Source organism: Kocuria sp. GQ42 (assembly GCF_059758435.1).
The window spans coordinates 351,144-367,840 of the sequence record NZ_JCAXEN010000004.1 but is presented as its reverse complement, the minus strand read 5'-3'; the positions used below and the strand labels follow the sequence as shown (position 1 = coordinate 367,840).

The window sequence follows — 16,697 nt, the reverse complement described above, 5'->3', positions numbered from 1 at the left end:
AGAAGGGTCGAGCCCCCGCACACCGTGCGGGGGCTCCCCGCATTTAACACCCGTTGTCAGCACGAGCTCTACGGCACAGGCCCTCATGGCACGGTGAGGGCCTGTCCTCGTCCCAGGGCTCCACTGCCGCCGGCGGAGGTGAGCCGGACCCGCGGTACGGCCCCCGCTCCACGGACCGACCGCTGTCCGTCACAGAAGCGCGGGAACGGCTCTCGGCGCATAATGCGGGCATGGATGCGACCGACGATGAGTCCGAGACCCCGAGGGTGATGGAGCAGGACGAGCAGCCCACGGCGGTGGTGACGGGGACGGTGGCCGTGAGCGAGCTGCGGGAGTTCTTCGACCGCGCCTTCGGCGAACTGGGACAGGCGATGTCCGACGGGGCTTTCGAGCCGAGCGGTCCTCCGATGGCCGTCTACCACGGGGTTCCGGCGGAGACGGTGCACCTTGAGGTCGGTTTCCCGGTGCAGGGGGAGGTCTCCCTGAAGGGCGCAGTGATGGCGGGCCGGCTGCCTGCCTCTCGCGTGGTGACGTCCGTGCACCGCGGCAACTACGACGACCTCGGACGATCCTGGCAGCATCTGGTGGAGTGGGCGGGGGAGCAGGGCCTCGCCCTCGGCGACCGCATGTGGGAGGTCTACGTGACCGAGCCGCGGCCGGGGGACGACCCTGCCGACATGGTCACCGAGCTCCACTGGATGCTTCGTCCCTGATGCCCCACGGGCCGCTCCGCCCACGGCCGGGGAAGGCCTCGTGCCCGGGGCCCCGGAGCTGTCCTCGTCAACTGGCCGGGTCGTACCCGAACTGCCGGAGTTCCTGCGGGCAGCGGCAGGCGGCGGCGAACGTCGCGGCCCACTCGAGTGCCGCCTCCCGCGAGGGCAGCTCGAGAACGGTGTAGCCGCCGTTGGTCGCCTCGTGGCCCGGATGCGTGCCCTCGGTGACGGTGCCGTCAGCGGCCACGAGCACCGGGTCCACGTCCTCGTCGATCCCGCCGCCGAAGACGTACACGCCCGCCGCCTTGGCCTCCTCGATGACGGCGTGCGAGGCCTCCACCACCGCCTCGAAATCCTCCTCGGGGACCACCATGGCCTCACTCGGGAACGAGATCAGGTACTTCGTCATGGAAGGACTCCTCTGCTCCGGCGGCGCCGTCCCTCGGCTCCTCGGCGGGGCACCGCATGGGTACCCCGCCCGATTATGGCTCCGGCGCCCGACCTGGGGTCAAGGCGGAGCTTCGGGAACGATCCGCGGCATCCGGTCGAGGGGGACCGTCCGAGCGGGCGCTGCGGAGCCCCGCCCCGCAGTGGAAGGAGCCGGACGACTACCGAGCGGTGTGTGAGTCCGACAGCGTCAGCTCCGCCGGCCTCTCCTGCGCGGATCCGGTTACCGTGCGCCGGCCGATGAGCTTGTTCATGACCACGGCGATGGCGCCGTCCCCGGTCACGTTCGTCGCGGTGCCGAAGGAGTCGATGGCGATGTACGTGGCGATCATCAGGGCCACCGCGGTCTCGTCGAAGCCGAGCATGCCCTGGAGCAGACCCACGGCCGCCATGATCGCCCCGCCGGGAACGCCCGGGGCGGCGACCATCGTGATCCCCAGCATGAGGATGAAGCCCACGTAGGCCACGTCGTCGATCGGGGTGCCGGTGATGGTCATGACGGCCGTCGAGAACAGCACGATCTTCAGGGTGGATCCGGCGAGGTGGATCGTCGCGCTCAGCGGGATCACGAAGCCTGCCACGGACGGACGGACGCCGTTGGTCTCCGCGCACCTCAGGGTGACCGGGATGGTCGCGGCGGAGGACGACGTGCCCAGCGCTGTGGCGTAGGCCGGAAGCATGTTCTTCAGCAGGGTCGCGGGGTTGCGGCCCACGTAGATCCCTGCGACGACGTACTGGGCGACGAGCAGCACGACGGACAGTGCCAGGGCGACGAGCACCACCTTCGAGAAGGTGGCGACGACCACCAGGATCTGACCGTTCATGGTGAGGCCCATGAACATCCCGAAGATGTAGAGGGGCAGCAGCGGGATGATGACCAGCTCCACGATGCGCATGATGATCCGACGCAGGTCGTCCATGCTCCGGTGGAGGGTGTCACCCGGTATGAGGGTGATGCCCACCCCCAGGCAGAAGGCCAGGAGGAGCGCTGTCATGACGCCGAACACGGGTTCCATCTCGAGCGTGAAGAAGCCGGCGAGGGCGCTCTCCTCCGGGTTGGCCAGGGCGTCGACGTCGCGCTCCCCGTCCAGCAGCCACGGGTATCCGGCGCGGGCGACGGCGAAGGCCAGCAGGCTGGAGAGGACGGTGGAGGCGTACGCGATGGCGGCGGTCACGCCGAGCCACTTGCCGGCCCCTCTGCCGAGGTCGCCGATGGCCGGGGTGACGAGACCGACGATCAGCAGCGGGACGATGAAGCCGAGGAAAGCGCTGAAGAGGCCGTTGAACGTCAGGAAGGCCCGGGCGAGCGGTTCGGGGAAGAACAGACCGCAGGCGACGCCCAGGACGATGCCGAGCAGCACGCGCACCAGGAGGTGGGACGTGAGGGGTTTTTTGGACATGAGCCCAACATCCGACGAGGGCCCGGCCGGGGACGAATCGGGACAGAGGGTCGTCGGACCTGCTTATACAATGGGAACGATCATCATGGCGGACCGTTCTCCGGCCACCGCCGACATCCACGAGAGCCGACCGGCACCGCGTCGGCACAGAGGAGCGGTACGTGTCCGAGTCTTTCCAGCACGGGTCCCGGGACGAGCGTCGGAACGGACAGTCCGGCGACCGCCGGTCCGGCGGAGGAGCCGGGCGCGAGGGCGACCGGTCCGGCGCCCAGCCCCGACGCCGTTTCGACGAGGGGCGGCGCGGTCCGGCTCGCGACGGCGAGGCGCGCGGACGCAACTCCGAGGACCGCGGAGCCGCCGACCGGCCCGGCCGCGACCGTCAGGACGACCGTCGTGGTGGGTACGCGCCGCGGGGTGACCGTCGGGACGACCGTCAGGACGACCGTCGTGGTGGGTACGCGCCGCGGGGTGACCGTCGGGACGACCGTCAGGACGACCGTCGTGGTGGGTATGCCCCGCGGGGTGACCGTCGGGACGACCGGCAGGGTGAGCGGGGGCCGCGCCGTGAGGGCGATGGCTACCGTGGTCGTCGCGACGACCGCCAGGACGACCGTCGCGGTGGGTATGCCCCGCGCGGTGACCGGCCGGGTGAGCGGGGGCCGCGCCGTGAGGGCGATGGCTACCGTGGTCGTCGCGACGACCGCCAGGACGACCGTCGCGGTGGCTACGCCCCCCGCGGTGACCGTCGCGATGACCGGCAGGACGACCGTCGTGGCGGGTATGCCCCGCGAGGTGACCGTCGGGACGACCGGCAGGGTGAGCGGGGGCCGCGCCGTGAGGGCGAGGGCTACCGCGGTCGTCGTGACGACCGGCAGGACGACCGTCGCGGTGGCTACGCGCCGCGAGGCGACCGTCGGGACGACCGGCAGGACGACCGTCGCGGAGGCCACGGCGACGACCGCCGCGGCGGGTACGCGCCGCGCGGTGACCGCCGCGGCGGGTTCCCGGACCGCGACGAGGGCTACCGGGGCCGGCGTGACGACCGGGACGACGTCTCGACCCACCGTCACCGGGCGCCCGAGGTGGACGAGGACATCACGGGTCGTGAGCTCGACAAGCCGACCCGTGCCCAGCTGGGGGCGCTCGAGCCGCGCAACGCCGAGGCCGTCGCCAAGCACCTGGTCATGGCCGGGCGCTACCTGCTCGACGTCCCCGAGCTCGCGCTCGAGCACGCGCAGGCGGCGGGACGGCGCGGCGGTCGCATCGCCGCGGTGCGGGAGGCGACCGGCGTCGCGGCGTACGAGGCCGGTGACTACGCACTGGCGCTCAAGGAGCTGCGCACGTTCCGCCGGATGACCGGAGCCGACATCCACCTGCCTCTGATGGTCGACTGCGAGCGGGCCCTCGGGCGCCTGGACAAGGCCGTGGAGCTCGCGACGTCCGAGGCCGTGCAGTCGCTGGAGCCCAGCGAGAAGGTGGAGCTGGCCATCGTCCTGGCCGGCATGCGCCGGGACCAGGGGGACGCCCAGGGTGCGGTGGACGCGCTGACCATTCCGCAGCTGGACAGGAACCGGGGCTTCCCGTACAGCCCCCGGCTGTTCCGCGCCTACGCCGAGGCGCTGCGGGGCGTCGGGAGGGACCGCGAGGCCCTGACCTGGGACCGGCAGGCCGTGGTGGCCGAGGCCGCCCTCGGGACGGGGCAGTTCGCCGAGCCGGAGATCGTCGACTTCGACGACGAGGAGGAGACCGAGCAGGTGCCGGCCGGCGGCGTCGTCCTGGCCGACGCCGAGGAGACGGCTCAGGACCCGACCTCGGACCCGGCGGACGCACCGGTCCCGGACGCGGCTGAGGTCGCCGGCGACAATCCGGGCCTCGACCCCGACGGCGGGGCGGACGACGAGACCGAGGACGTGCTTGACGAGGGCACCGAGGAGCAACCGGACCTGGACCCGGACGACGAGGCGGAGGGCTCGGAGCACGACCTGGACCCGGACGACGACTTCGAGGGCGGCTCCGAGGCCGATCTCGACCCGGACGACGACGCGGATCTCACGGACCTCGGCGGCGACGACGCGAGTGACGAGGCGAACGACGGCACGGACGGCGGCCCGCAGCGTGGCTGAGCGGCTGCTCGACCGGTACGACGCCGTCCTGAGCGATCTGGACGGCGTCGTCTACGCCGGCCCGCACGCCATCCCCGGCGCACCGGAGGTCCTCCGCCGGATCGCCGCGGACGGCGTGCCCGTGGTGTTCGTGACGAACAACGCCTCGCGCTCCGTCGCGACGGTCGCCGAGCACCTGACGGACCTGGGCGTGCCCACGGGCCCGGACGGCGTGGTGAGCGCCGCGCAGGCGGGAGCCGAGCTCCTGGCGCAGCGGGTCCCGGCCGGCACCGCGGTGCTCGTCACCGGTTCCCAGGCCCTGGCCGACGTCGTCGCGGAGGCCGGGCTGGTCCCGGTCCGCGCCCAGTCCGACGAGCCCCGCGCCGTGATCCAGGGCTTCGACCCCGGCCTGGGCTGGGCCGAGCTGGCCGAGGCCGCGTACACGCTGGCCGACCCGGACGTGCTGTGGGTCGCGACCAACACCGACCGCACCATTCCGCAGGCCCGCGGTCTGGCACCCGGCAACGGCACGCTCGTGGCCGCCGTGGCGGCCACGACGGCGCGGCCGCCGGTCGTGGCCGGCAAGCCGGAGGCCCCCATCTTCCGCACCGCCGCCGAGCGCGCGGGCAGCGCCCGGCCCGTGGTGCTGGGGGACCGGCTGGACACCGACATCCGGGGCGGCAACGCCGCCGGCTTCGCGACGATCGCGGTCCTCACCGGAGTGGACACCGTGCACACGATCCTCGCCGCGTGCAGCGCGGAGCGCCCGGACCACGTCGTCGGGACCCTGCACGCGCTTTTCGAGCCGTACCCCGACGTCGAGGTCTCGTCCTCCGCCGGAGCGCACTCCGCGCGCTGCGGGGCGGCGGAGGCCGAGACCGACGGCACACGGCTGCGGATCCGCGGCGCCCAGGACGACCTCGACGCCTGGCGGGCCGCGTGCGCGGCCTGGTGGGCGGCGCACCCCGACACCGATGTCCCCGTGGTCCCGGACCCCGAGTGGGAGGCGGGCGAGTGACCGGGGGCGCCGGGGCGCAGCGCGCGGCCGGGGACGACGGTCCAGCCCTGCGCCCGACCGGTCACGCCCGGGTGGACGCCGTGCTGGACCGTGCCGGTGAGCTGGAGGCGCTGCCCGTCGCGGAGCACCCCGGCCGCTACGACGAGCTGCACGCGGCACTCGTCGCCGAGCTCGACGCCGAGGCCGGCACGGTCCCCGCCGGCCTCGTGCCGCGACCCGGCACCGGACAGGAGGAGGCGGCGCACCGGTGAGCTCCCGTCTCGACCAGGAGCTGACCACGCGGGCGCTGGCCCGCTCCCGCACGGTCGCCGCCCGGTGGATCGGCGAGGGCCGGGTCCTCGTGAACGGCCGCCCCGCGACCAAGCCCTCCGTCCGGGTCGGCCCCGAGGACCTGCTGGAGGTCCGGCCCGCGGACGTCCCGGACTACGTCAGCCGGGCCGGGCACAAGCTCGCCGGAGCGCTCGCGGCCTTCCCGGACATCGGCGTGGCCGGCAAGCGGTGCCTCGACGCCGGCGCCTCGACGGGCGGGTTCACCGACGTGCTGCTGCGACGCGGCGCCCGGGAGGTCGTCGCCGTGGACGTGGGCCACGACCAGCTCGACCCCTCGCTCCGGGCAGATCCCCGGGTCCGGGTGCTGGAGGGCATGAACGTGCGCTGGATGCGCCCCGAGGACATCGGCGGCCCGGCGGAGCTCACGGTCTGCGACCTGTCCTTCATCTCGCTCACCCTGGTCCTGGAGCCGCTGGCGGCGGCCACGGTGCCGGACGGTGACCTCGTGCTCATGGTCAAGCCGCAGTTCGAGGTGGGCGCCGAGCGCCTCGCGCGCACGGGGGTGGTCACGAGCGAGCAGGAGCGGGCCCGGGCCGTCGAGGCCGTGGCCGCCGCCGCCCGGGCCCACGGACTGTCGGTCCGGGGCCGGGAGCGCAGTCCGCTGCCGGGGCAGGACGGCAACCACGAGTTCTTCCTGTGGTGCCGCCGGGACAAGCCGTCCTGACTGTCCCCGCCCTCGCGTAGGGTGGTGAGCGGTGCCCGGTCCGCGGGCACGGCGTGCGCCACGGGCCGGTCCCGGTCCTGACGACGCCCGCGCGCACCGAGCAGTCGAGAACGGGAGGACCCGGTGAGCAGAAAGATCCTGGTCATGGCCCACATGGGCCGGCAAGAGGCCAAGGACGCCGCCCGCGACTCCTGTCTCCAGCTGCACGAGGCCGGCCTGGTGCCGGTGATCTCGCGGGCGGACCTCGAGGCGCTCCAGGAGGACGCGGAGCCGCTGGCGCCCGTGGAGGTCATCGAGGAGGACGTCTCCCTGCGGGAGATCGAGCTCGTCATGGTGCTCGGCGGGGACGGGTCCATCCTGCGCGCCGCCGAACTGGTGCGCAGCGTGGACACCCCGCTGCTCGGGGTCAACCTGGGCCACGTGGGCTTCCTCGCCGAGAGCGAGCGCTCCGACCTGCGCGAGTCCGTGGAGGCCATCGTGGACGGGCGCTACACGGTGGAGCAGCGCATGACGATCGACGTCACCGTGTGGCAGGGCGAGAAGAAGGTCCTGCACACCTGGGCGCTGAACGAGGCCTCGGTGGAGAAGGGCGACCGCGAGAAGATGGTCGAGGTGGTCATCGAGGTGGACCGCCGGCCGCTGAGCACCTTCGGGTGCGACGGCGTGGTCCTCGCCACCCCGACCGGCTCCACTGCCTACGCGTTCTCCGCGGGCGGGCCCGTGGTGTGGCCCGAGGTCGAGGCGCTGCTCATGGTGCCCCTCAGCGCCCACGCCCTGTTCTCCCGGCCCCTGGTCATCTCCCCGAACTCCATGATGGCCGTCGAGGTCCTCACCCGCACCGACGCCCGCGGTGTGCTGTGGTGCGACGGGCGCCGGACCACCGAGCTGCCGCCGGGCTCCCGGATCGAGGTGGTGCGCTCCCCGAAGGCGGTCAACCTCGCGCGGATGCACCTCACCCCCTTCTCGGAGCGGCTCGTGCGGAAGTTCGAGCTGCCCACGAGCGGCTGGCGGGGGCCGGTGCCCCCGCACGAGGCGGCCGCGGCGCGGACCACGGCCCTGCCCACCGTCCGCGGCGACGAGGCGCAGGAGCAGCAGAAGTCCACCGTCGGGCACGAGATGCCGCACGAGCCGGACGCCCCGGCGCCCATCGCACCCGCGACGAGTCCGGGGAGGCCGGCTGAATGATCGAGGAGATCCGCATCCACGACCTCGGGGTCATCACCGACGCCGTGCTGCCTCTCGGCCCGGGGCTGAGCATCCTCTCCGGTGAGACCGGCGCGGGCAAGACCATGGTGGTGACCGCCCTCGGGATGCTGCTGGGCAACCGCTCCGACGCCGGCGCCGTGCGCTCCGGGGCGCCCAAGGCCGTCGCCGAGGCCGTCGTGCGGGTGCCGGCGGGCCATCCCGCCGCGGTCCTCGTCGAGGACGCCGGCGGCGCGGTCGACGTCGAGGCCGTCGGGGACGCCGAGGAGGCTCTCGTCACCGTCGCGCGGACGGTGACCGCGGAGGGGCGCAGCCGCGCCCACGTCGGTGGCCGCTCCGCTCCCGTGGGCACCCTCTCCGCGGTGGGCCAGACCCTGGTGGCGGTGCACGGCCAGTCCGACCAGCTGCGGCTGAGGTCCCCGGCCGCCCAGCGCCACGCCCTGGACCAGTACGCGGGGGAGGAGCTGGCCGCCGAGCTGCGCCGCTACCGGGAGCGCCTCGCCGAGTACCGCTCCGTGCAGCAGACCCTGCGCGAGGTCACCGAGCACGGCCGCGAACGCGCCCTCGAGGCGCAGAGCCTGCAGGGCGCCCTCGAGGAGATCGACGCCGTGGACCCCCAGCCCGGCGAGGACGAGCGGCTCGACCAGGAGAGCCAGAAGCTGACCAACCTCGAGCAGCTGCGCGCCGCCGCCCTCACGGCCCACGCCGCTCTCAGCGGCGGGGAGTTCGCCGACGCCGACACCCCGGACGCGACAGCCCTCGTGGCGGCGGCGCACCGGGCCCTGGAGCAGGAGTCCGGCGCCGACCGTGATCTCGAGGAGCTGTCGGGACGGGTCGCCGAGCTGGCCGTGCTCGTCAACGACATCGCCGCGGACCTCTCGGGCTACGCCTCGGGGCTCGACGACGAGGGCCCCGCCCGCCTGGCCGAGGTGGAGTCCCGGCGGGCCAAGCTCAAGTCCCTGACCCGCAAGTACGGCGCCACCGTGGACGAGGTCCTCGACTGGGCGGGGCGCTCGCGGGCGCGCCTCGACGAGCTCACCGACGACCCCGCGCGGGAGCAGGAGCTCCGGGCGCGGCTCGAGCAGCTGCACGCCGAGCTGAGCGAGCTGGCCGCGCGGATGACCGAACGGCGCCGGGACGCCGCCCACCGGCTCTCCGGGGCCGTCAGCTCCGAGCTCACGGCGCTGGCCATGCCCAACGCCTCCCTCGTCATCGAGGTCGAGCCCACCGAGGAGTTCTCCGGTCACGGGAGGGACGAGATCTCGTTCCTCCTCAGACCGCACGCCGCCGCCGCGCCCCGGCCCCTCGGCAAGGGCGCCTCCGGCGGCGAGCTGTCCCGCCTCATGCTCGCCATCGAGGTGGTCCTCGCCGCCGTGGACCCCGTGCCCACCTTCGTCTTCGACGAGGTGGACTCGGGGGTGGGCGGCAAGGCCGCCGTGGAGATCGGCCGCCGGCTGAAGATGCTCGCCCAGCACGTCCAGGTCCTCGTGGTCACGCACCTGCCGCAGGTCGCGGCGTTCGCCGACCAGCACATCCTCGTCACCAAGAGCACGGACGCCACGGTCAGCGACGTGCGCGTGCTCGACGCGGAGGAGCGCGTGGTGGAGCTCGCCCGCATGCTCGCGGGCCACGAGGACTCCGCGGCGGCCCGTGAGCACGCCCGGGAACTCGTCCGCGGCGCGGCGCTCTGAGGTGCCGCCGCCCGGTGATCCCCAGCACGCAACCGACGTCCTGAGCGGACAAGAATGATAGGGTCGAATTCCGTGGTGAATGCAAACGAAGCCGCCCACGAGGCCGGCGCACAGCAGACCGAAAACCAGCGACCGGGCAAGGTGACCCGCCAGATCTTCGTGACGGGCGGCGTGGCCTCCTCCCTCGGCAAGGGCCTGACGGCCTCGTCCCTCGGGATGCTGCTGCGGGCGCGCGGGCTCTCCGTGACGATGCAGAAGCTGGATCCGTACCTCAACGTCGATCCGGGCACCATGAACCCCTTCCAGCACGGCGAGGTCTTCGTGACCGACGACGGGGCGGAGACCGACCTCGACATCGGCCACTACGAGCGGTTCCTCGACGAGAACCTCGACGCCTCGGCGAACGTGACCACCGGCCAGGTGTACTCCACGGTCATCGCCAAGGAGCGCCGCGGCGAGTACCTCGGGGACACCGTCCAGGTCATCCCCCACATCACCGACGAGCTGAAGAACCGCATGCGCCGCCGCGCGCAGGGCGACGACCAGCCGGACATCATCATCACCGAGATCGGCGGCACGGTCGGCGACATCGAGTCCCAGCCGTTCCTCGAGGCCGCACGGCAGGTCCGCCAGGACGTCGGCCGCCGCAACGTGTTCTACCTGCACGTCTCCCTGATCCCGTACATCGGGCCCTCGGGCGAGCTGAAGACCAAGCCGACCCAGCACTCCGTGGCGGCCCTGCGCGGGCTCGGCATCCAGCCGGACGCGCTGGTGCTGCGCTCCGACCGGCAGGTGCCGGACACGATGCTGCGCAAGATCGGCAACGCCTGCGACGTCGACCACGACGCCGTGATCTCCTGCCCCGACGCCCCGAGCATCTACGACATCCCCAGGACCCTGCACACCCAGGGGCTCGACACCTACATCCTCGACTACCTGGGGCTGGACTACCGGGACGCGGACCTGGCGCAGTGGGAGCGGCTGCTCAAGGCCGTGCACGAACCGTCCCACTTCGTCACGGTGGCCATGGTCGGCAAGTACATCGACCTGCCGGACGCCTACCTGTCGGTCTCCGAGGCCCTGCGGGCCGGCGGCTTCGCCAACGACGCCCGCGTGAAGATCAAGTGGGTGGCCTCGGACCTGTGCGAGACGCCGGAGGGCGCCCAGCGCGAGCTCGGCGACGTCGACGCGATCTGCGTCCCCGGGGGCTTCGGCATCCGCGGCATCGAGGGCAAGCTCGGCACCCTGCGCTTCGCCCGGGAGCACCGCATCCCGACCCTCGGGCTGTGCCTGGGCCTGCAGTGCATGGTCATCGAGTTCGCCCGCTCGGAGCTCGGCCTGGCCGGGGCCTCCTCGACCGAGTTCGAGCCGGAGACCGCCCACCCGGTCGTGGCGACCATGGACGAGCAGAAGCAGTTCGTCGAGGGCGCCGGCGACCTCGGCGGCACCATGCGGCTCGGCCTCTACGACGCGCAGCTGCGGCCCGGGTCCGTCGTGGCCGGCGCCTACGGCTCCACCGAGGTCAAGGAGCGCCACCGCCACCGCTACGAGGTCAACAACGAGTACCGCGAGCGCCTCGAGGAGGCGGGGCTCGTGATCTCCGGGACCTCTCCGGGCGGCACCCTCGTGGAGTTCGTGGAGCTGCCCGCCGACGTTCACCCGTACTACGTGGGCACCCAGGCGCACCCCGAGCTCATGTCCCGCCCGACCCGCCCGCACCCGCTGTTCGACGGGCTCGTCAAGGCGGCCCTCGAGCGCCGTGAGGCCGAGGGCCGCTGAGCCCCCGCCCGTCACCGCACGGGCGTCCCGGTGCAGGCGCCGGTCCTCGCGAGGACCGGCGCCTGCACCGTCTCCCCACCTGCACCGTCTCCCCACCCGCACCCCGCCCGCCGCTCCCGTCGCCCCGCGACGGCGGCCGCTCCGAAAGGGACCCCCATGGACATCCGCCACCTCGCACCCGAGGAGCTCTCCGACCAGCTCAGCGACCGCCGCACGGTGGCCTCCGAGACGGTCTACGAGGGCTTCATCTGGGACGTCCGGCGCGACGAGTTCGAGCTCGCCCGGGGGGAGGACCCGCTGCGGCGCGACTACATCACCCACCCCGGCGCCGTGTCCGTGCTCGTGCTCAACGACCACGACGAGGTGTTCCTGATCAACCAGTACCGCCGGCCGGTCGGGATGACCATGTGGGAGATCCCCGCCGGCCTGCTCGACGTCGAGGGGGAGGACCCCGCCGTGGCGGCCCAGCGGGAGCTCGCGGAGGAGGCCGACCTGCGGGCCGAGCGCTGGGACGTGCTCGTTGACTTCCACAACAGCCCCGGTTCCTCCTCGGAGGCCAACCGGATCTTCCTGGCCCGTGGTCTCAGCGACGTCCCCGACCACGAGCTCCACGAGCGCGACGGGGAGGAGGCGGAGATCCACGGGGCGTGGGTCCCGCTCGACGGCGCGGTGCGGGCGGTGCTGGAGGGCCGGCTGAACTCGCCCGCCGCGGTGATCGGCGTCCTCGCCGCCCACGCCGCCCGGGCGGAGGGCTACCGGTCCCTGCGCCCGGCCGACGCCCCGTGGCCCGGTCACCCCGACCTCCGGTGACCGACCTCCCCGCCGACGGTACGTCCGGGATCTCGCCCGGCGCCCCGTCCGGTGACCACCCCGGCGACGCGCTCGACCGCGCCCTGGAGCGCTATCTGCAGCACCTGGCCGTCGAACGGGGCCTGGCCGCCAACACGCTGGCCGCCTACCGCCGGGACCTGCGCCGCTACGCCGAGCACCTCCGCGAGCGGACGGACCCGCCCGTGACCACCCCGGAGGGCATCACCACCGGTCACGTGCGCGACTTCCTCCGGGACCTGTCCGCCGGGTCGCAGGACAGCGAGCCCCTGAGCACCCGCAGCGCCGCCCGCACCCTCGTCGCGGTCCGGGGCGCCCACCGGTTCTGGGTCCTCGAGGGGATGACGCGCACGGACCCCGCGGCCCCCGTCCAGCCGCCCACTCCTGGGATGCGCCTGCCCAAGGCCGTCCCGGTCGAGCAGGTCACCGCGCTGCTCGAGTCGACCGGCACCGACACCCCCCAGCAGCTGCGCGACCGGGCGCTGCTGGAGCTGCTCTACTCGACGGGCGCCCGGATCTCGGAGGCGACCGGCCTCGACGTCGACGACCTCTCCCGGGCCGTGCGCCGCAGCGGGGAACCGGAGGAGAGCGGCGCGGGGATGCCCTTCGTGCGGCTGTTCGGCAAGGGCGGCAAGGAGCGGATGGTGCCGCTGGGCTCCTGGGCCGTGCGCGCCGTGGACGAGTGGCTCGTGCGGGGCCGGCCCGCGCTCGCCGCCCGGGGACGAGGCACCCCCGCGCTGTTCCTCAACGCCCGGGGCGGGCGGATCAGCCGCCAGACGGCGTGGACCACGGTGAAGACCGCGGCGGAGCGGGTGGGCCTGGGCGACCGGATCACCCCGCACACGCTGCGTCACTCCTTCGCGACCCACCTCCTCGAGGGCGGCGCCGACCTGCGGGTCGTCCAGGAGCTGCTCGGCCACGCGTCGGTCAGCACCACCCAGGTCTACACCCTGGTGACCGTCGACTCCCTGCGCGAGGTCTACGCCGCTGCCCACCCCCGCGCCCGGTAGCCGGGGCGGGTCACCGGCAGCGTGTCTCGGAGGGGTCACACACGCGCCGGTGCTATCGGGAAGGCCCGCCGGCGGCCTAGCCTGGACGCACGCCCGGGCGCTCCGCTCGGCGGACGGACGGGGACGTCATGCGCGAGACCACGCAGCCCAGCACGCGGAGGACCGGGCGGACGGGCCGGACGCTGCTCGTCCTGCTGTTCGCCCTGGGACTGGCGCTCCCGGGACTGGTCCTCCCGGGCCTCGGCACCCCGGCGTTCGGGGCCACGGCGATCCAGGCCGAGCACCAGCGGCTCGGGGGAGCGGACGGCCGGCTCGGCCGGGCCCTGGGGGCCGAGCGGTGCGGGCTCGTCCGGGGCGGCTGCTACCAGAAGTTCGAGCGCGGGACCATCCACTGGTCCCCGCGGACCGGGGCCCGTCCCACGTGGGGTGCGATCCGTGCGGCGTGGGCCGCGCAGGACCACGAGCGGGGGCCGCTGGGCTACCCCGTGGGCCGTGAGGTGTGCGGACTGCGCGACGCCGGCTGCCACCAGGCCTTCGAGGGCGGGGTCGTGGTGTGGTCGCGGCCGAGCGGGGCGCATCCCACCGGCGGCGGCATCCGGGCGGCCTGGCTGCGCCACGGCGCGGAGCACGGCGCCCTGGGGTACCCGGTCTCGGCGGAGTCCTGCACGGGCGGCGGCTGCCGGCAGACCTTCCAGCGCGGGTCCGTCAGCTGGGCCCGCGGCGCCGGGACCAGGGTGGTCCGGGAGATCGACCGTGCCGCGTCGGTGTACGTCGTCGTCAACAAGCGCCGCCCCCTCGACCCGGCCGACCACGTGCCGCGCCCCCTCGAGTCCGTGGGCGGGCAGCTCCTGCGGGCGGACGCCGCCGCGGCGTTCCGGCGGATGCAGCGGGCCGCGGCGGCGGACGGCGCGCCCCTGACCGCGGTCAGCGGCTACCGCTCCTACGCCACGCAGGCCGGCCTCTACCGCGACTACGTGGCGCGCTACGGGCAGGCGCAGGCGGACTTGATCTCGGCGAGGCCGGGTCACAGCGAGCACCAGACCGGGCTGGTCATGGACATCGGCGACCCGAGCGGGGAGTGCGGTCTGCAGAGCTGCTTCGAGGGGACCCCGGCCGGGGCGTGGGCGCGCGAGCACGCCCACGAGCACGGCTTCGTCGTGCGGTATCCCCGCGGCCGGACCGCGACCACCGGCTACGCCTACGAGCCGTGGCACCTGCGCTACGTCGGCGTGCACGTGGCCTCCGGCATGGTCGACCAGGACATCCCCACGCTCGAGCACTACATGGGGCTGCCCGCGGCGCCCACCTACTGAGCCCGCCGCGTCCCGCCCGGAGGTCTCCCGTCCGGACCGTCGCGGGACGGGAGCGGGCCGGCGGGGACGGGCCGGGGGCGGGTCAGCGGATCCGCCCCCGGCCCGGCGCGCTACAGGTGGCGCTCGTCGGGGCCGTTGTACTCGGACAGCGGGCGGATCAGGGAGTTGGCGGCCACCTGCTCCATGACGTGCGCGGTCCAGCCGGTGATTCGGGCGGCCACGAACAGCGGGGTGAACGTGGGGATGTCGAAGCCCATGAGCCAGTAGGTGGGACCGGCCGGGTAGTCGAGGTTGGGCTTGATGCCCTTCGCCTGGTCCATGGACCGCTCGAGCCCGTTGTACAGGCCCAGCAGCTCGCCCCGGCCGTAGTGGGCGACCATCGTGTCCAGGGCCGCCTTCATGGTGGGCACCCGCGAGTCACCGTGCTTGTACACGCGGTGGCCGAAGCCCATGACCTTCTTCTTCGCCGCCAGGGCCTCGTCCATCCAGGCCTTGGCGCGGGCCTCGGCCTCGGCCTCGGTCTCCTCCTTGCGGATGCCCAGCTCCACGAACGTCTCCATGACGGCCTCGTTGGCCCCGCCGTGCAGCGGCCCCTTGAGCGCGCCGATGGCGGCGGTGACCGCCGAGTGCAGGTCCGACAGGGTCGAGGTCACCACCCGGGCCGTGAACGTCGAGGCGTTGAAGGAGTGCTCGGCGTAGAGGATCATCGACACGTTGAACGCCTCGACGACCTGGGGGTCGGCCTCCTCCCCGAAGGCCATCCACAGGAAGTTCGCCGAGTAGTCGAGGTCGTCGCGCGGCTCCACCATGTCCTGGCCGCGGCGGCGGCGCTGGTCGTAGCAGACGACGGCGGGCATCGCCGCGAACAGCTTCTGCGCCTTGGCCAGGTTCGCCGCGGGGGAGGAGTCCTCGGCCTGCGGGTCCTGGGCGCCCAGGACGGAGGCCGCGGTGCGGCACACGTCCATGGGGTGGCAGGTGGTCGGCAGGGCGTCGATGATCGCCTTCAGCTCGGGCGTCAGCGCCCGGTGCTCCCGCTCCCGGGCCCGGAACTCCGCCAGCTCCTCGTCCGTGGGCAGCTCGCCGTTCCACAGCAGCAGGGCGACCTGCTCGAAGGAGCAGTTCGCCGCGAGCTCCTGGACGGGATATCCGCGGTAGAGCAGGGAGTTGGTGTCCGGGTTGACCTTGGAGATGGCCGTGTAGTCGGCGACGACGCCGGCCAGTCCCTTGTGGACCTCGCTCTGGGTCTCGGTCATGGTGGTCTCCTTCACGTGGTCGGTGCGGTGGGTGCGGTCAGTGGTGCAGCCCGGGGACCTCGAAGTCGAAGACCCCGGAGTCGAACTGGTTGTACCCGTTGTAGTCCACCAGCTCGTAGAGCCGGGCGCGAGTGAGCATCTCCGGCACGGCCGCCTCCTGGGTGCCGTCGGTGCGGAGGGTGTCCAGCACGCGCTCCATGGCGCCCAGGGCGGCGCGCATCAGGGTCACCGGGTAGATGATCATGTTCACCCCGGCGTCCTGGAGCTGGTCGGCGGTGAACAGCTGCGACTTCCCGAACTCGGTCATGTTCGCCAGGATCGGCACGTCCACCGCGGCCCGCATCGCCTCGAACTCCGAGAGGTCGGCCATCGCCTCGGGGAAGATCGCGTCCGCCCCGGCGTCCACCAGCGCCCGGGCCCGCTCGGTGGCGGCGTCCAGGCCCTCCACCCCGCGGATGTCGGTGCGGGCCATGATCAGGAAGTTCGGGTCCCGGCGGGCCTCGGCGGCGGCCCGGATCCGCTTGACGGCGGTGGCCAGGTCCACGACGTTCTTGCCGTCCAGGTGGCCGCAGCGCTTGGGATTGAACTGGTCCTCGATGTGGCACCCGGCCAGGCCCGCGTTCTCGAGCTCCTGGACGGTGCGGGCCACGTTCATGGGCTCGCCGAAGCCGGTGTCGGCGTCCACGAGGCACGGCAGGTCCGTCACCCGGGCGATCTGCCCGGCCCGGGCAGCCACCTCGGGCAGGGCGGTGAGCCCGATGTCGGGGAAGCCGAGCTCGTTGGCGAGCACGGCCCCGGAGATGTAGACGCCGTCGAAGCCCTGCTCCTGGATCAGCTTCGTGGACAGCGGGGTGTAGGCGCCGGGGAAGCGGACGGTGCGGGGGCCGGCCAGCATCTCGCGCAGGGCGATCCGCTTGGCCTCGGGGGTGGTGGTGGAGAACAGCAT

At 73.5% G+C, this 16,697-nt stretch carries 16 protein-coding genes; 11 read left to right on the top strand and 5 right to left on the bottom strand.

Going from position 1 to position 16,697, the window contains the following annotated elements; all coding sequences use genetic code 11:
* Window positions 1–230 precede the first annotated feature (230 nt).
* On the top strand, window positions 231–713 hold the full coding sequence (locus tag AC6CH6_RS11305; protein ID WP_498255184.1) for a GyrI-like domain-containing protein: 483 nt from the start codon (window positions 231–233) through the stop codon (window positions 711–713).
* Between the two features lie 67 nt (window positions 714–780).
* On the opposite strand, the gene AC6CH6_RS11300 is transcribed toward AC6CH6_RS11305, so the two are convergent.
* The 3 genes from AC6CH6_RS11300 to AC6CH6_RS11290 form a co-directional block, all read right to left on the bottom strand.
* The gene (locus AC6CH6_RS11300) at window positions 781–1,122 is read right to left on the bottom strand and encodes a YciI family protein (protein WP_498255183.1); all 342 of its coding nucleotides are present in this window, start codon (window positions 1,120–1,122) and stop codon (window positions 781–783) included.
* 199 nt (window positions 1,123–1,321) lie between these two features.
* On the bottom strand, window positions 1,322–2,560 hold the full coding sequence (locus AC6CH6_RS11295) for a dicarboxylate/amino acid:cation symporter (RefSeq protein WP_498255182.1): 1,239 nt from the start codon (window positions 2,558–2,560) through the stop codon (window positions 1,322–1,324).
* 83 nt (window positions 2,561–2,643) lie between these two features.
* Entirely contained in the window at window positions 2,644–3,630 is a 987-nt protein-coding gene (locus tag AC6CH6_RS11290) for a hypothetical protein (RefSeq protein ID WP_498255181.1), read from the bottom strand.
* A gap of 12 nt (window positions 3,631–3,642) precedes the next feature.
* Here AC6CH6_RS11290 and AC6CH6_RS11285 point away from each other — a divergent pair, with 12 nt between their 5' ends.
* From AC6CH6_RS11285 to AC6CH6_RS11240, 10 genes are all read left to right on the top strand, one after another.
* Window positions 3,643–4,683 carry a hypothetical protein gene (locus AC6CH6_RS11285; protein ID WP_498255180.1) on the top strand — a complete coding sequence of 347 codons (1,041 nt, stop codon included), beginning with the start codon at window positions 3,643–3,645 and terminating at the stop codon, window positions 4,681–4,683.
* Complete coding sequence (locus tag AC6CH6_RS11280) at window positions 4,676–5,680, top strand: HAD-IIA family hydrolase (protein WP_498255179.1); 1,005 nt, start codon at window positions 4,676–4,678, stop codon at window positions 5,678–5,680. The genes AC6CH6_RS11285 and AC6CH6_RS11280 overlap by 8 nt, the downstream gene beginning before the upstream one ends.
* Window positions 5,677–5,931, top strand: coding sequence for a hypothetical protein (locus AC6CH6_RS11275; protein ID WP_498255178.1), 255 nt, complete (start codon window positions 5,677–5,679; stop codon window positions 5,929–5,931). Before AC6CH6_RS11280 ends, AC6CH6_RS11275 begins: the two co-directional genes overlap by 4 nt.
* Entirely contained in the window at window positions 5,928–6,674 is a 747-nt protein-coding gene (locus tag AC6CH6_RS11270) for a TlyA family RNA methyltransferase (protein WP_498255177.1), read from the top strand. Before AC6CH6_RS11275 ends, AC6CH6_RS11270 begins: the two co-directional genes overlap by 4 nt.
* Window positions 6,675–6,797: 123 nt before the next feature.
* Window positions 6,798–7,859, top strand: a complete 1,062-nt coding sequence (locus tag AC6CH6_RS11265; protein ID WP_133411645.1) for an NAD kinase — start codon at window positions 6,798–6,800, stop codon at window positions 7,857–7,859.
* Entirely contained in the window at window positions 7,856–9,568 is a 1,713-nt protein-coding gene (gene recN / locus AC6CH6_RS11260) for a DNA repair protein RecN (RefSeq protein WP_498255176.1), read from the top strand. The genes AC6CH6_RS11265 and recN overlap by 4 nt, the downstream gene beginning before the upstream one ends.
* A 54-nt stretch (window positions 9,569–9,622) precedes the next feature.
* Entirely contained in the window at window positions 9,623–11,347 is a 1,725-nt protein-coding gene (gene pyrG / locus AC6CH6_RS11255; protein ID WP_276321336.1) for a CTP synthase, read from the top strand.
* 156 nt (window positions 11,348–11,503) lie between these two features.
* On the top strand, window positions 11,504–12,157 hold the full coding sequence (locus tag AC6CH6_RS11250; protein WP_133411647.1) for an NUDIX domain-containing protein: 654 nt from the start codon (window positions 11,504–11,506) through the stop codon (window positions 12,155–12,157).
* A complete protein-coding gene (locus AC6CH6_RS11245) occupies window positions 12,154–13,185 on the top strand; it encodes a site-specific tyrosine recombinase XerD (RefSeq protein WP_498255175.1) in 1,032 nt (343 codons plus the stop codon). The genes AC6CH6_RS11250 and AC6CH6_RS11245 overlap by 4 nt, the downstream gene beginning before the upstream one ends.
* Window positions 13,186–13,313: 128 nt before the next feature.
* Window positions 13,314–14,498, top strand: a complete 1,185-nt coding sequence (locus AC6CH6_RS11240) for a D-alanyl-D-alanine carboxypeptidase family protein (RefSeq protein WP_498255174.1) — start codon at window positions 13,314–13,316, stop codon at window positions 14,496–14,498.
* 110 nt (window positions 14,499–14,608) lie between these two features.
* Here AC6CH6_RS11240 and AC6CH6_RS11235 read toward each other — a convergent pair whose 3' ends face one another.
* Window positions 14,609–15,751, bottom strand: coding sequence for a bifunctional 2-methylcitrate synthase/citrate synthase (locus AC6CH6_RS11235; RefSeq protein ID WP_498255173.1), 1,143 nt, complete (start codon window positions 15,749–15,751; stop codon window positions 14,609–14,611).
* A 37-nt stretch (window positions 15,752–15,788) separates the two neighbouring features.
* Window positions 15,789–16,697 carry a methylisocitrate lyase gene (gene prpB / locus AC6CH6_RS11230; RefSeq protein WP_498255172.1) on the bottom strand — a complete coding sequence of 303 codons (909 nt, stop codon included), beginning with the start codon at window positions 16,695–16,697 and terminating at the stop codon, window positions 15,789–15,791.

Coding starts and splice junctions, on each gene's coding strand:
- AC6CH6_RS11305 (WP_498255184.1), top strand. CDS start 231: ATGGATGCGACCGACGATGAGTCCGAGACCCCGAGGGTGATGGAGCAG.
- AC6CH6_RS11300 (WP_498255183.1), bottom strand. CDS start 1,122: ATGACGAAGTACCTGATCTCGTTCCCGAGTGAGGCCATGGTGGTCCCC.
- AC6CH6_RS11295 (WP_498255182.1), bottom strand. CDS start 2,560: ATGTCCAAAAAACCCCTCACGTCCCACCTCCTGGTGCGCGTGCTGCTC.
- recN (WP_498255176.1), top strand. CDS start 7,856: ATGATCGAGGAGATCCGCATCCACGACCTCGGGGTCATCACCGACGCC.
- pyrG (WP_276321336.1), top strand. CDS start 9,623: ATGATAGGGTCGAATTCCGTGGTGAATGCAAACGAAGCCGCCCACGAG.
- AC6CH6_RS11250 (WP_133411647.1), top strand. CDS start 11,504: ATGGACATCCGCCACCTCGCACCCGAGGAGCTCTCCGACCAGCTCAGC.
- AC6CH6_RS11240 (WP_498255174.1), top strand. CDS start 13,314: ATGCGCGAGACCACGCAGCCCAGCACGCGGAGGACCGGGCGGACGGGC.
- AC6CH6_RS11235 (WP_498255173.1), bottom strand. CDS start 15,751: ATGACCGAGACCCAGAGCGAGGTCCACAAGGGACTGGCCGGCGTCGTC.
- prpB (WP_498255172.1), bottom strand. CDS start 16,697: ATGCTGTTCTCCACCACCACCCCCGAGGCCAAGCGGATCGCCCTGCGC.